Genomic DNA, 13286 nt, shown 5'->3' with positions numbered 1-13286 from the left:
CCCCCTCACCCGCGACGGGTCACGGTTGTCGCCCGGGTCAGCTGGGTGGTGAACCAGGCGCCGGCGTGCTCGGCGACCTGGTCGAGCGTGCCGGGCTCCTCGAAGAGGTGGGTGGCGCCCGGCACCACCCACAGCTCGCCCACGTCCCCGAGCTCGGCGAGCGCCCGCTCGTTGAGCGCCAGCACCTCCTCGTCCAGGCCGCCGACCAGCAGCAGGGTGGGAGACCGCACCTGGCCCAGCGCGGTGCCCGCCAGGTCGGGCCGGCCGCCCCGGGAGACCACCGCGCCCACCCGGTCGGCGCGGGACGCGGCGGCCACCAGCGCGGCGGCGGCACCCGTGCTCGCGCCGAAGAGAGCGATCGGCACGTCACCCGCCGGGCGTTCGGCCACCAACCAGTCGACGATCCCGGCCAGCCGGCTGGCCAACATGCCGATGTCGAACCGGAGTTCGGCCGTCCGGGCGTCCACCTCCTCCTCGTCCGGGGTGAGCAGGTCGACCAGGACGCACGCGAGGCCGCGGGAGTTCAGTGCCCGCGCCACCGCGACGTTGCGCGGACTGTGCCGGGAGCTACCGCTGCCGTGCGCGAACAACACCACGCCCACCGGCTGGGCGGGTAGCAGCAGATCGGCGGGGAGCTGGGCGTCCCGAACCGGAATGGTCATCGTGTCGTGCTGCTCGTCCATGCCGCACCTCCGTGCTCGGGTTACCCCGCCCGTCGCGTCGCACGCGCCCGGCGGAGGCGGCCGGATCGCGGCGTTTGCCGGGTGGGCCGCCGGGTACGCGACGAGGAGACCGCAGACCGTGTAGGCGCAGCCGCGCCCCGACGGATCGCGAGGATCACGATGGCCAAGCAGCAGATTTCCCGGCAGCAGCAGATGACCGAACGCGCCCAGCGTGAACAGGACGCCGAACGCAACCAGGACGTCGGTGACCAGGACTTCGGTGACCAGGCCGCGTCGGCCCGCCTCCCTGACGATCCCAAGGCGGCTGCGCCGCGGGACGCGATCGGACGCCCGTCGACCGGCGAGCCGGTCTGACGTACGCGCGCGACGGCCGGGACGGGAGTGCTCCCGCCCCGGCCGTCACTGCTGCTTGTCCTCGGGAAGCCGGAGCAGCGGCGAGCGCCCCGGAGGCTGCTCCGGCGGCGGCCCCGAGGGCTCGGCCGGCGGCACCGGCACCGTCACCGGTTCGTCACAGGTGACCCGCACCATCTGGTCGTGGTGCCGCAGCTCGACGACGTCGTCCGGGCCACCGTGGCGCAGGGAGTACGTCGTCTGGTGCGGGCGGACGTCGACCCGCAGCGCCAGCCCACGCCACTGGAGGGAGAACTCCAGGCGGTTGAGTCGGCTGGAGAGCCGGGGCGCGAAGGACAGTTCGCCGTCGTGGTCGCGGAGCCCGCCGAACCCGCTGACCAGGGCGAGCCACGCGCCGGCCAGCGAGGCCATGTGCACGCCGTCGCGGGTGTTCTCGTTGAGGTCGTGCAGGTCCATCAGCGCGGCCTCGCGCAGATAGATGTGCGCCAGGTCGGGATGGCCCACCTCGGCGGCGAGCACCGACTGGGTACAGGCCGACAGCGACGAGTCGCGCACCGTCCGGCGCTCGTAGTAGAGGAAGTTGCGAACCTTCTGTTCGGGGGTGAACGCGTCCCCCCGCCAGTGCATCGCCAGCACCAGGTCGGCCTGCTTGACGACCTGCTTGCGGTACAGGTCGAAGTACGGATAGTGCAGCAGCAGCGGGTACTTCTCGGCGGGCGTGTGCGCGAAGTCCCACTCCTGCAACCGGGTGAACCCCTCCACCTGCTGGTGCACGTCCAACTCGTCGTCGTACGGCACGTGCATCGACGTGGCGGCGTCCCGCCAGCTCGCCGCCTCCTCGTCGGTGACGCCGAGGTGGAACGCCTCGTCCCGGTAGCGCATGACGACGTCGGCGGCGGTGAGCAGGTTCCGCTGGGCCATCAGGTTGGTGTAGACGTTGTCGTTCTTCACGGCGGTGTACTCGTCCGGACCGGTGACCCCGTCGATGTGGAACCGACCGTGCCGGTCGTGGTGCCCGATCGAGCGCCACAGCCGGGCCGTCTCCACCAGCAGCTCCAGCCCGATCTCCCGCTCGGTGGCGGTGTCCCCGGTGACCAGCACGTAACGTCGGACCGCGTCGGCGATGTCGGCGGCGATGTGGAACGCCGCCGTACCCGCGGGCCAGTACCCGGACGACTCCGGCCCCTCGATGGTCCGCCACGGGAAGGCGGCGCCCTTGAAGCCGAGCGTCGCCGCCCGCTCCCGGGCCTGTTCCAGGGTGCTGTGCCGCCATTGCAGGGCGCTGCGCACCGCGCTGGGCTGGGTGTACGTGAGCACCGGCAGGACGAACATCTCGGTGTCCCAGAAGGCGTGCCCGTCGTAGCCGGGGCCGGTGAGCCCCTTCGCCGAGATCGGCCGCTGCTCGGCCCGGGCACCGGCCTGGAGCACGTGGAACAGCCCGAAGCGCACGGCCTGCTGGATCTCCGGATCCCCCTCGACGAGCACGTCGGCCGCGTCCCAGAACTCGTCCAGGTAGGCACGCTGCTCCCGGTGCAGCCCGTCCCAACCGTCCAGCCGGGCGCCGGCCAGCGCCGCGCCGACCTGGTCGCGCAGCGCGGGCAACGACCGCCGACTCGACCAGCCGTACGTCAGATACTTGACCACCCGCAGTTTCTCGCCCGGCCGGAGCACACAGCCGATGGTGGTGCGCACCCAGTCCTCGTACCCCTCGGACTCGATGGTGGTGTGGTCCGGACCGTGCACCTCGTGCTCCATGGCGGCGGCGACCCGCAGCCCGGACACCTTCGTCCGGTGGATGAGTTGGCCACCGTCCGGGGTGGTCAGCTCCTCCTCGGCCTGCAACGGCGATTCCAGCACCGCCGCGACCCGGGGGTCCTTGCTCTGCGCGGGCAGCGACTCGTTGGCCACCAGCTCGGACTGCACGATCAGCCGCAGTGGGCCGTCGACGGCCTCCACCTCGTAGCTGATCGCGGCGACCGACCGCTGGGTGAACGACACGAGTCGGGTGCTGCGGACCTTGACCTCGCGGCCGGCCGGCGAGCGCCAGTGCAGCTCCCGGTGCAGGGTGCCGGCCCGCATGTCGAGGATCCGCTCGTGGGACAGCAGCTCGCCGTAGCGCACGTCGAGCGGTTCGTCGTCGACGAGCAGGCGGATCAGCTTGCCGTTGGTGACGTTGACGATGGTCTGCCCCGACTCGGGGAAGCCGTAACCGGCCTCCGCGTACGGCAGCGGACGCAGCTCGTAGAACGAGTTGAGGTAGGTGCCGGGCAGCCCGTGCGGCTCGCCCTCGTCGAGGTTTCCGCGCAGGCCGACGTGCCCGTTGGAGAGCGCGAAGACCGATTCCGACTGGGCCAGCACGTCCATGTCGAGGCGGGTCTCCCGGATGTGCCAGGGCTCGACGGGATAGGCCCGCTCCCGGATCACGCGTGCCCCCGATCGCCGGGCGCGGCGTCGCCCCCGTCGAGCAGGTCGGCGAGATCCTGCACCACGATGTCGGCGCCGTGGGCCAGCAGCTCGTCGGCCTGCCCGACCCGGTCGACACCGACCACGTACCCGAAGCCGCCGGCCCGGCCGGCGGCCACCCCGGAGAGCGCGTCCTCGAAGACGGCGGCCTGCGCCGGGTCGACGCCCAGGATCCGGGCGCCGGCCAGGAAGGTGTCGGGGTGCGGCTTGCCGCGCAGCTGCTGCTCCCGGGCCACGACCCCGTCGACCCGCGCTTCGAGCAGGTCCGCGAGCCCGGCGGCGGCGACCACCTCGCGTCCGTTGGCGCTCGCGGTGACCACCGCCCGTCGCAGCCCGGCGGCGGTGGCCGCCCGCAGGTAGCGCACCGAGCCCGGGTACACCTCGACGCCGGAGGTGCGCAGCCGGTCCAGCAGGAGGACGTTCTTGCGGTTGCCGATGCCGTTGACCGTGTCGGCGTCCGGCGGATCGTCCGGGCTGCCCTCGGGGAGCACGATCCCCCGGGAGGCGAGGAACGACCGGACGCCGTCGGCACGGGGTCGGCCGTCGACGTAGCGGTTGTAGTCGGGGCCGGGATCGAACGGCTGGAAGGGTTGCCCGGTTGCCGCGGCGCGCTTGCGCAGGAACTCGTCGAACGTCTCGGTCCAGGCGGCGTTGTGCACCCGGGCGGTCTGCGTCAGCACACCGTCCAGATCGAAGAGACAGGCGGTCACATGAGCAGGTAGGCCCAGCACGGTACGAATCTAACCACCCGGCTGGGTCCGCAAACCCGTTTTGCGCCGCCGGCGGGCCGGCTCAGTTGGGCCGCAGGGTCCAGATCACCGTCATGGCCGACGTGGGCGTGCCGTCCTCGGTGGCGATCTCCACCTCGACTCCGAACTCGGGCCGCTGACCGGACTCCAGCTCCGCGACCACCTCCGACGCCGGACGCGCGAGTCGCGCGGTCGCCCGCACCGCCCCCAGGGCCAGCTTGCGGTAGGCGATCTCGGCCCGGACGGCGAGCGGCACGGCCCGGTCGAGCAGCTGCCCGAAGGCGGCCAGCACGACCGCGCCGGAGGCCGTCTCGCCGAGCGTGAACATCGCCCCGGCGTGCGGGCCACCCACGTGGTTGTGGGTGGCGGGCGTGTCGGGGAGCCGGACGACGGCCCGCACGCCGCCGTCCGCCTCGGGCGCCACCTCGACGAACTCGATGCCGAGCGTGCGGGCGAACGGCACCGCCTGCAGGATGCCGGCCGCCACCTGGCGGGAGTCGATGGTCATGAGCTGACGTTACTTCCCGGTAACCAAGCCGGCAACCAGGGATCTCCCCGACTTCGACCCGGTCAGAGGTTGGCGATCGTGCGCAGGATCTCCGCGTAGAAGTTGCCGTCGATGCTGCGGAAGAGCGAGAAATCCTGACCCGGGTCGCCGAAGAACGGACGCAGCGTCCACGCCAACTGGGTGCCCACGAAGCCGAAGAGCAGGATCCAGATGTAGAGCAGCGTCATGCTGGCTGGGCGTTGCGTGGGCTCGACCCGCCGGGCCGGCGGGTTGACCCAGTGGCGCTGCTGCGCCGGGTAGCCCGGCGGCACCATGCCGGGCGGGAACGCGGTACCGGGCTGTCCGCCCCACTGCGCGGGAACAGTCGCCGGGGCCGGCGTGGTGGTCGTGGCGCTCGCGCCGTCGGGCGCGGCACCGTTCGCCGCCGACGCGGCCGCCGCGCCGGCCGGAACCGCCACCGGCTCGGCGGCACCCGCCGTCGCAGTGGTCGGAGTGCCCCCGGCGGGCACGGCGACCGGAGCGTCGACCTGGGCCGGCGCGCTGGCCGCCGCCGGGGCGGCGACCTGGGCCGGGGCGCTGGCCGTGGCCGTCGCGCCCGTCGCCGGGGCGAGCAGGCCGTGGTCGTTGAGCACCTGCATGCCACCGGTCAGGAAGCGCAGCCCGACAAGCGCCGACAGCGTCAGGATCGCGACGTTGAGCAGCTTGAAGAAGCCGTAGTCCGGTGCGGTGATCAGGAAGAAGAGACTGATCGGCGCGAACGCCACCGCGAGCATCGAGGTGACGGTGATCGCCACCATCACCAGCGCCAACGACTGACGCACCGAGAGCCGGGCGCCGAACACCAGGTTGAACAGGTAGAGCGTGGGCAGGCAGATGGCCAGCGTCACCAGGAACAGCAGGGGCAGCTTCAGCGCGGACGTCAACGCCATCAGCGGGCTGTGGAACGCACCGAGCACCGCCCCGTAACAGGCCAGGGCGATGGCGGAGCTGGCCAGCATCCGCCCGGTCAGGGCGTTGAGGTCGCCCTCGGCCACGATCTGCTGCCAGATGCCCTGGCGGTCCCGCAGGATGCGCTCGATGACGAGCGGACTGGGACGGTCACCCGACACGGGGGCACCCCTCTCGGTCAGGCACTAAATGGACTGGGTGCGCAGACGGTAGGGCACCGGACGGGCGGGCCGCCACCCCGCTCCGGCGTGGCGTCACCGCCATCCCACGTCGATGCGTGCGCCGCGCTCGTCGAAGAAGTGCAGCGCGTCCATCCGGACCGACACGGCGAGCGGATGCCCGGCGGTGACCGCCGGGTACGGCGCGAGTCGCACCGCCAGCTCCGCCGGACGGCGGTGGTGCCGACCCGGGTCGGGCAGCACGCTGGTCGTCCGCGACGAGGCGTTCGGCACCTCCTCGGACTCCACCGGCTTGCCGGTGAGCCGCTGCATCACCGCGCCGAACCGGCGCAGACCCCGCTGGCCCACCGGCGGCGGGTCGAGCGGTGCGCCCATCTCGTCCACCATGATCGCGGTCGCCCCGATGTCGAGGAACGCCAGCGACTCGTGCCCGTGGTGCTCCAGGTAACGGATCCGGCCGCGCAGCACGTCACCGGGGCTGTCCGGAGCGACCGGGGTGAGCGCCTCGGCCCGCATGCCGACCACGATCCGCTCGCCGTGGTAGTGCGCCACGGCCCGGCTGCGGATGTCGTTCCAGGGCAGGTAGAGCGACTGCTCGCCGAGGTTGAGCGCGATGTACCGGTCGAGGTGGACGTAGACCGACGCCTCCAGCAGGTTCATCCGGGGGCTGCCCAGGAACGCGGCCACGTAGAGCGTCGCCGGTCGGCCGTAGACCTGGGTGGGCGTGCCGACGTCCTGGAGCACACCACGACGCATGATCGCCACCCGGTCGGCCATGGTCAGCGCCTCGGCCTGGTCGTGGGTCACGTAGACGGTGGTGACGCCCAGCTCCCGGGTCAGCCCGGAGATCTCCGCCCGCAGCTCGGCGCGCAGCCCGCTGTCCAGGTTCGACAGCGGCTCGTCCATCAGGAACAGCCCGGGTCGCCGGACGATCGCGCGCCCCATGGCGACCCGCTGGCGCTGACCGCCGGAGAGCTGGCCGGGCTTGCGGCCGAGCACGTCGCTGATGCCGAGCGCGCTCGCGACGTCGGTGACCCGCTCGCCGCGCGGTTCCGGCTCCACCCCGGCCAACCGCAGCGGGAAGGCGATGTTGTCGCCGACGGTCATGTGCGGGTAGAGCGCGAAGTCCTGGAAGACCATGGCGATCTTGCGGTCGCGTGGCGGCAGGTCGTTCGCGAGTTCGCCGTCGAGCAGCACCGCGCCCTGCGTCGGGTCCTCCAAACCGGCGATCATGCGCAGCACTGTGGACTTGCCGCAGCCCGACGGCCCCAGCAAGACCATGAACTCGCCGTCGTTCACGTCCAGATTTATGCTGTCGACGGCGAGTGTGCCGTCCTTGAAAACCTTTGTCACATCTTTGAGTGCGACGGTGCTCACCGTCATGTCCCCCACGTCTCTCGGCCGAACTCCTGATGACTGTGACCAGGAACATTGGTCCCGCACATCGGGTAAACGTCTCATGTTCGGCTTATGACGCCACCATTACACGGCGTACGGGGGACCGAGCGGTCAGCAGCCCCGCGGCTGTTCAGGCAGCTCGCCGAGGAAAACCCGGCGCACCACCCGCTCGGCAGCCCGCCCGTCGTCCAGCCCGCAGAACCGGCTGCGGAAGCGCTCGCGGGCCTTGTTCGACGCGTCCGAACGCACCGCGTCGGTGCGGAACAGGTCGAGCAGGTCGGCGAACGTGGCGGCCACCGCGCCCGGTGGCTCCGCCGTGACGTCGAAGTAGACCCCCCGGGCCAGGCGGTACGCCTCCCAGTCCGGTGTGTAGAGCACGATGGGCCGGTCCAGCACCGCATAGTCGAACATCGCCGAGGAGTAGTCGGTGACCAGCACGTCGGCGACCAGGTAGAGGTCCTCCACCCGCTGGTGGCCGCTGACGTCACGGACCCGGTGGAACTCCGACGGACGGCCGGGCCGGCGCTCCCGGTCATGGAAGTAGTGGCTGCGCATCAGCAGCTGGCCCGAGCCACCCAACACGTCGACGAACCGGTCCGGGTCGAACGGCGGCCGGTAACCGGGCAGGTGCTCGCGGTGCGTCGGGGCGTACAGCACCACCTGCTCGTCGGGGGCGAGGCCGAACTCGGCGCGCAGCCGGGACACTTCGTCGGGACCGGCAGTGACCAGCCGATCGTTGCGCGGATAACCCACCTCCAGCGTGGCGTACGTGGCCGGATAGGCCCGATCCCACATCTGGGTGGAGAAACTGTTGGAGCTGACGCTGTAGTCCCAACGGTCCACCCGGCGCAGCAGGCCGGCGAAGTCCATCCGGCCCGCGCCGATCGGATAGCGCTGCTGGTCCAGCCCCATCACCTTGACCGGCGTGCCGTGATGGGTCTGCACGTGCACCTGCTCCGGCCGCTTACGGACGAAGTCCGGGTAGTTCACGTTGTTGACCAGCCACCGGGCGCGGGCGAGCACCCGGTAGTAGGCCGGCGTGCCGGCGACCACGTACTCCACCCCGTCCGGCACGGAGTCCACCCGGTCGCGGCGCACGATCCACACCCCGCGCACCTCGGGGGCCAGCCGGCGGGCGGCCTCGTAGATCGCGGCCGGATTGCAGGAGTAGCCCCGGAACCAGTAGGCCGCGTACACGACGAGCGTCGGGTCCACGGGCCGGCGCAGCTCCGCCCGGTAGTACTCGCGCAGCAGGCCGTCGCGGGTGAGCCGGGCACCCCGCCGGGCCACCGGGCCGAGCCGACGCCGGGCGGTACGCACCTGCGTGCGGGCCGTGTCGCGGGCCCGGCTGGCGGCCCGCAGAGCGCTGAACGTCCGCCATCGGCCACTCGCGACGAGCCGGTGCTTCACCCCTTCGACGCCCTCCGGCACGGGGTACCCCCCGACCGGCAGCCACCGCGCGTAGTCCGCGGTGATCTGCGCGAAGAACGCCGGCCGCAGCTCGGGGGCGATCCGCTGACCGTTGCCCAGCACGGTGAGGTAGTGCCAGATCATCCGCTCGAAGACCGCCGGTCGCAGCGCGTCCACCGCCGGTGACCAGGCGTCCAACAGGCGGAAGACCCGGTGCCACTGGGCGAAGACCTCGAAGTGCCGGTCGCCCCGGGTCTTGGTGATCGCGCCGGCGCGGCGCTGCCGGTAGTTCACGCACACCCGATCGAGTACACCGATCCGGCGGGCCGCCATCAGCACCGGGTAGCTGAACGAGACGTCCTCGTACCAACCGTCCGCGAAGCGCAGACCCAGGTCGACCAGGAACTCCCGGCGGACCAGCCGGTTCCAGGCGGTGTGCAGCAGCCGCATGGCCTCCGGCCGCTCCCGCAGCCCGAACGTCTCCGGACCGGGCGACTCCGGGAACACCTCGACCATGGCGCTGCGGGTGGCGGTGTCGTTCCAGTGTGTCCGGACGTGGTCCACCAACAGCACGTCCGGACGGGTCGCCCGCAGGCGCTCGGCCACCTCCGACAGGCAGTCCGGCGCCAGCCAGTCGTCCCCGTCGAGGAACCACACGTACTCGCCGACGGCCCGGTCCAACCCGATGTTGCGGGCTGGACCGAGACCGACGTTCTCCGACAGCCGGACGGCCCGGACCCGCTGGTCACGGGCCGCGTACTCGTCGATGATCTCGCCGCTCGCGTCGGGCGAGCAGTCGTCGACCGCGATCAGCTCGAGGTCGGTCTCCGGCTGGCCCAGGATCGAGTCCAGGCACTCACGCAGATAACCCTGCACCCGGAAGGCCGGCACCACGAAACTGATCAGGGTCATCCGGCGGTCCCTTTCGTCAGCGCGGCGCGACACCTCCCGCGCCCACCGTCGCGGCCGACGCCCGCGCGCTACGCGCCGGCCGGACGAACCAGGCCAGGACGACGCTCACCACGAAAACCACGAGAAGGTACGCACCGAGTGTAGCCATGCCGATACTCACGACGCCGGCAATCCCCAGGAGGGCGAGCAGCACCGATCGTCCGTCCCAGCCCAGCGTGGCGGCGTGCAGCGGCGGCGCGGCCTGCCGCTTCTCCAACCGGGCGGTCAGGTCGTAGTGGTGCACGGTGAGCACGAAGACGTACCCGAAGATCAGCCATCCCGGGGCGCCACCGACCACGCCGACCGCGATCGCGAACAGGTACTCGGCGGCCCGCAGCGCGGCCGGCACCAGCCAGTCCAACGGCCCGTTGTGCGCGGCCCCCGCGCCGAGGCCGCCGGCCAGCAGCACCAGCAACGCCACCGGCACCGCCCAGCGCAGCCCGTCCGGCGCGTCGCCGAGTCCGGCGGCGACCAGCAGCGCCGCCGGGCCGAGCGCGGCGATCACCGCCAGGGTCAGCGGACCCATCGGGCGGACCACCGGCAGTCGACGGGCCAACGGACCGTCGTCGCGGTGCAGGGTGGCGTCGACCGTGTCCAGCACCGGCACCCACATCCAGCGGGCCCGCAGCGTCCGCAGGGCACCGGTGTACGCGAATGCCAGCCCACCCCAGACCAACACCGCGACGAGGCTGACCAGCGGGTTGAACAGCGCCACGGTCAGCGCGATCAGCGCCCACCGCTCCCCGATCGGGAAGACCACGGTCCGCTTCAGCCAGTACGACACCGAGCCGGTGTCCGCCTGCACCCGGGTGGACGCGGCGTTCAGCCGGTCACCGATCCCGCCGCTGGCGCCCGTCGTGGTCCGCGGTCGACGCGCCGCCTCGTCGTGCAGTACCCCGTACCAGGTGTCGGTCATGTGCCGGACGGTCTGCAACGTCATTGCGGCGATGGCGAGGGCCCAGCCGTTGCCCAGCCCGGCGTGGCTCACGCCGAAGCCCAGCCCGGCGTAGACCAGGTACTCCTTGGCCCGGTCGGCCATCGTGTCCAGCCAGCCGCCCCAGGCGCTGAAGTGTCGGGTGTAGCGGGCCAACTGGCCGTCCACGCAGTCCAGCACGAAGCCCAGGTAGAGCAGTACCGCGCCGCTGACCAGCGCGAGCCGCCCACCGACCCCGAACAGCACCGCGGCGGCCAGCGCGAAGAGCACCGAGATCACCGTCACCCCGGTCGGGGTGAGCCGCAGCCGAGCCGCCAACCGCACCACGTACGGCGACCAGGTGCTGACGAAGTAGGTGGAGAAGAAGTCGTCCCGCTCCTTCACCGACAGCCGCAGCTCGGCCCGGTCCTCGTCGACGGAGGTCACCGCCGCCTCGGCGGCGACCAGCGCGGCCTCGTCGTCGACCCGGTGCGCCACGAGCAGACGTACCCGCTGGGCGAAGATCAGGGTGCCGAGGGCCGCGAGACCCGCGACCAGCCGGTCCACGGCGGACCCGGGGTCGTGGCCGGCGGACCCGCCCGCCGGCAGCGGCGCGACGTCGCCGGCCGGGCCGACCGGGGCGACGGGACGCGCGCCGACGGCGGCGGCCCGCGCGGCGGCGGCGAGGGTCGGCAGGTCGTCCACGCCGACCCGGAGCGCGCCACCGAACACGCCGGTCGCGTCGCCGTCGAGGGCGTCCAGCGGGCCGGCGTCGACCACCTGGCCGCGCTCCTCCCGCACGGCCGTCCGACCCGGCGCCGGCGGGTCACCCAGCACCAGCGCCACGGTCGGTCCCACCGGACTGGTGGCGAGGTGCCGCAGTACGGCGGTGTGCGCCACCAGGTCGGTACCGGTGACCAGCAGCGGACCGTCGGCGGCGTCGGCAAGCGTGGCCAGCTCGTCCAGGGTGGCGGCGAAGCGCACCTCGGCCGCCCCGGCCCGGCGCAGCTGGTCGGCGAGCCGGTCGGCCAGCGGCTCGCCGCTGGCGGTGGTGAGGCCCGCCGCGGACGTCCCGGCGGCGAGCACGATCGCGAGCGTCACCGCGGGACCGCGGCGTGGTACGCGTCGAGCGCCTCGGCGATGGTGCCGTCGAGCGTCAACCGGCCCGCGTCGAGGTACAACCCCCGACGGCAGAACCGGGTCAGGTCCTTTTCGTTGTGTGACACCAGCACGAGCGTGCGCCCCTCCCCGAGCAGACGATCAATCGTCGCGTAACACTTCTTGCGGAACTCCGCGTCCCCGACCGCGGTCACCTCGTCCATCAGCAGGATCGGGTGCGGCAGGTGCGAGATGATCGCGAAGCCCAGCCGCACCTTCATCCCCGACGAGTAGTGCCGCACCGACGTGTCGATGGCCCGCTCCACCTGCTCACCGGCGAACTCGACGATCTCGTCGAAGTGCCGCTTCAGGTAGCTCGTCGACAGCCCGTGCAGCCCACCGACCAGGTGCAGGTTCTCCCGGCCGGTCAGGTCGTTGGAGAAACCGGCGGACAACTCCAGCAGCGGCGCCACCGCGCCACGCACCCGGATCTCGCCCTCGTCCGGGATGAGCACCCCGGCGATCAGCCGCAGCAGGGTGCTCTTGCCGGTGCCGTTGCGCCCGATCACACCGACCGTCTCGCCCGGCTCGACGGTGAACGACACATCGCGCAGCGGCCAGAACTGGCCGGGCAGGGCGCCGCGCCCGCCCCGATGGATGAACAGCTCCCGCAGCCGCAGTTGACGGCGACGGTTGCGGACGAACCGGATCCCCAGACCGTCCGCCTCGATGATCGGCGCGGCCACGTCAGAGCTCCTTGAGCACGGCGGGCTCCAAGCGACGGAACGACCACCAGCCGGCGGCCAGCACCAGCAGGCTGCCGGCGATCGTCGTGGCGAGCAGCCGGGCGTCCGGAAACTCGTCCGGGTACCAGATCGCGTGGTGCAGCTGGAAGATCCCGACCAGCGGGTTCAGCTCGTACACCACCTTCAGCCAGTGCGGCAGGCCGGACTCCCGGACCAGGCTGAGCGGATAGATGATCGGCGTGGCGTAGAAGAGCACCCGGATGATCAGCCGCATCAGCCGTTCCACGTCGCGCATCAGCACGTTCCAGGCCGACAGCAGCAGGGCGAGCCCGATCAACAGGACGGCCTGCACGGCCACCGCCAGCGGCAGGGCGAGCAGCGACCAGCCGGGGTGGATCCGCCCGTGCGCCGCGTAGATCACCGCGATGGCGGCCAGGATCGGCAGGCCGGCCGCGTACTCGGCGAACCGCCCGCTGACCCGGCCGATCGGGAAGACCTGCCGGGGCACGTTCATCGTGGTGATCAGCCGGGACTGGCCGGTCAGCGCGTTGGTCGCCTCACTCAGGGCCGAACTGGTCCACATCCAGGCGAAGATGCCGGTGATCAGGAAAAGCGGGTACGACCCGGCCGCCTCGCCCAGGTGCCGGCCGGTGTCGCGGGAGTAGAGCACGCCGAAGACGAACCAGTAGATCGCGCCCATGCCGAGCGGCTCGATCAGCGACCAGAAGTAGCCCAGCACCGACTGCTGGTACTTCACCGCCAGATCCCGTCGGACCAGGATGCGCAGCGAGTTGCGGTGCGACCACAGGGCCGCGACGCCAGAGGTCACCGCCGCCTCCCGCCTCCCGCAAACGGACGCCAGGTTAGCAGTCGGTGAACGAATGCCCTG

11 protein-coding genes are annotated in these 13286 nt (G+C 72.0%); 1 reads left to right on the top strand and 10 read right to left on the bottom strand.

Features of this window, described 5'->3' with window-relative positions; all coding sequences use genetic code 11:
• Nucleotides 1-5: 5 nt before the first annotated feature.
• On the bottom strand, nucleotides 6-683 hold the full coding sequence (locus ACN269_RS22365) for a dienelactone hydrolase family protein (RefSeq protein WP_421474250.1): 678 nt from the start codon (nucleotides 681-683) through the stop codon (nucleotides 6-8).
• Between the two features lie 159 nt (nucleotides 684-842).
• Here ACN269_RS22365 and ACN269_RS22360 point away from each other — a divergent pair, with 159 nt between their 5' ends.
• Nucleotides 843-1037: a hypothetical protein gene (locus ACN269_RS22360; protein WP_421474249.1), complete on the top strand. Its 195-nt coding sequence runs from the start codon at nucleotides 843-845 to the stop codon at nucleotides 1035-1037.
• A 45-nt stretch (nucleotides 1038-1082) separates the two neighbouring features.
• Here ACN269_RS22360 and ACN269_RS22355 read toward each other — a convergent pair whose 3' ends face one another.
• The 9 genes from ACN269_RS22355 to ACN269_RS22315 all read right to left on the bottom strand — a co-directional run bounded on the left by ACN269_RS22355 (nucleotide 1083) and on the right by ACN269_RS22315 (nucleotide 13226).
• Complete coding sequence (locus ACN269_RS22355) at nucleotides 1083-3458, bottom strand: glycoside hydrolase family 65 protein (RefSeq protein WP_421474248.1); 2376 nt, start codon at nucleotides 3456-3458, stop codon at nucleotides 1083-1085.
• On the bottom strand, nucleotides 3455-4228 hold the full coding sequence (locus ACN269_RS22350; protein WP_421474247.1) for an HAD family hydrolase: 774 nt from the start codon (nucleotides 4226-4228) through the stop codon (nucleotides 3455-3457). The genes ACN269_RS22355 and ACN269_RS22350 overlap by 4 nt, the downstream gene beginning before the upstream one ends.
• 61 nt (nucleotides 4229-4289) lie before the next feature.
• Entirely contained in the window at nucleotides 4290-4754 is a 465-nt protein-coding gene (locus ACN269_RS22345; RefSeq protein WP_421474246.1) for a DUF4442 domain-containing protein, read from the bottom strand.
• Between the two features lie 62 nt (nucleotides 4755-4816).
• On the bottom strand, nucleotides 4817-5863 hold the full coding sequence (locus ACN269_RS22340; RefSeq protein WP_421474245.1) for a hypothetical protein: 1047 nt from the start codon (nucleotides 5861-5863) through the stop codon (nucleotides 4817-4819).
• Between the two features lie 93 nt (nucleotides 5864-5956).
• Nucleotides 5957-7258 carry an ABC transporter ATP-binding protein gene (locus ACN269_RS22335; RefSeq protein ID WP_421474244.1) on the bottom strand — a complete coding sequence of 434 codons (1302 nt, stop codon included), beginning with the start codon at nucleotides 7256-7258 and terminating at the stop codon, nucleotides 5957-5959.
• A 132-nt stretch (nucleotides 7259-7390) separates the two neighbouring features.
• Nucleotides 7391-9601: a bifunctional glycosyltransferase/CDP-glycerol:glycerophosphate glycerophosphotransferase gene (locus ACN269_RS22330; protein ID WP_421474243.1), complete on the bottom strand. Its 2211-nt coding sequence runs from the start codon at nucleotides 9599-9601 to the stop codon at nucleotides 7391-7393.
• A gap of 16 nt (nucleotides 9602-9617) precedes the next feature.
• Nucleotides 9618-11654, bottom strand: a complete 2037-nt coding sequence (locus ACN269_RS22325) for a DUF5941 domain-containing protein (protein WP_421474242.1) — start codon at nucleotides 11652-11654, stop codon at nucleotides 9618-9620.
• Entirely contained in the window at nucleotides 11651-12397 is a 747-nt protein-coding gene (locus ACN269_RS22320) for an ABC transporter ATP-binding protein (protein WP_421474241.1), read from the bottom strand. Before ACN269_RS22320 ends, ACN269_RS22325 begins: the two co-directional genes overlap by 4 nt.
• Nucleotide 12398: 1 nt before the next feature.
• A complete protein-coding gene (locus tag ACN269_RS22315) occupies nucleotides 12399-13226 on the bottom strand; it encodes an ABC transporter permease (RefSeq protein ID WP_357393085.1) in 828 nt (275 codons plus the stop codon).
• Between the last annotated feature and the right edge of the window lie 60 nt (nucleotides 13227-13286).

Source organism: Micromonospora sp. WMMD736, assembly GCF_049179015.1.
Taxonomy (GTDB): Bacteria; Actinomycetota; Actinomycetes; order Mycobacteriales; family Micromonosporaceae; genus Micromonospora.
This window is presented reverse-complemented; position numbering and strand designations above follow the sequence as displayed.

Bases quoted from the DNA above. Each gene is read 5' to 3' on its own strand.
- ACN269_RS22365 (WP_421474250.1), bottom strand. From the start codon at position 683: ATGGACGAGCAGCACGACACGATGACCATTCCGGTTCGGGACGCCCAG.
- ACN269_RS22360 (WP_421474249.1), top strand. From the start codon at position 843: ATGGCCAAGCAGCAGATTTCCCGGCAGCAGCAGATGACCGAACGCGCC.
- ACN269_RS22345 (WP_421474246.1), bottom strand. From the start codon at position 4,754: ATGACCATCGACTCCCGCCAGGTGGCGGCCGGCATCCTGCAGGCGGTG.
- ACN269_RS22330 (WP_421474243.1), bottom strand. From the start codon at position 9,601: ATGACCCTGATCAGTTTCGTGGTGCCGGCCTTCCGGGTGCAGGGTTAT.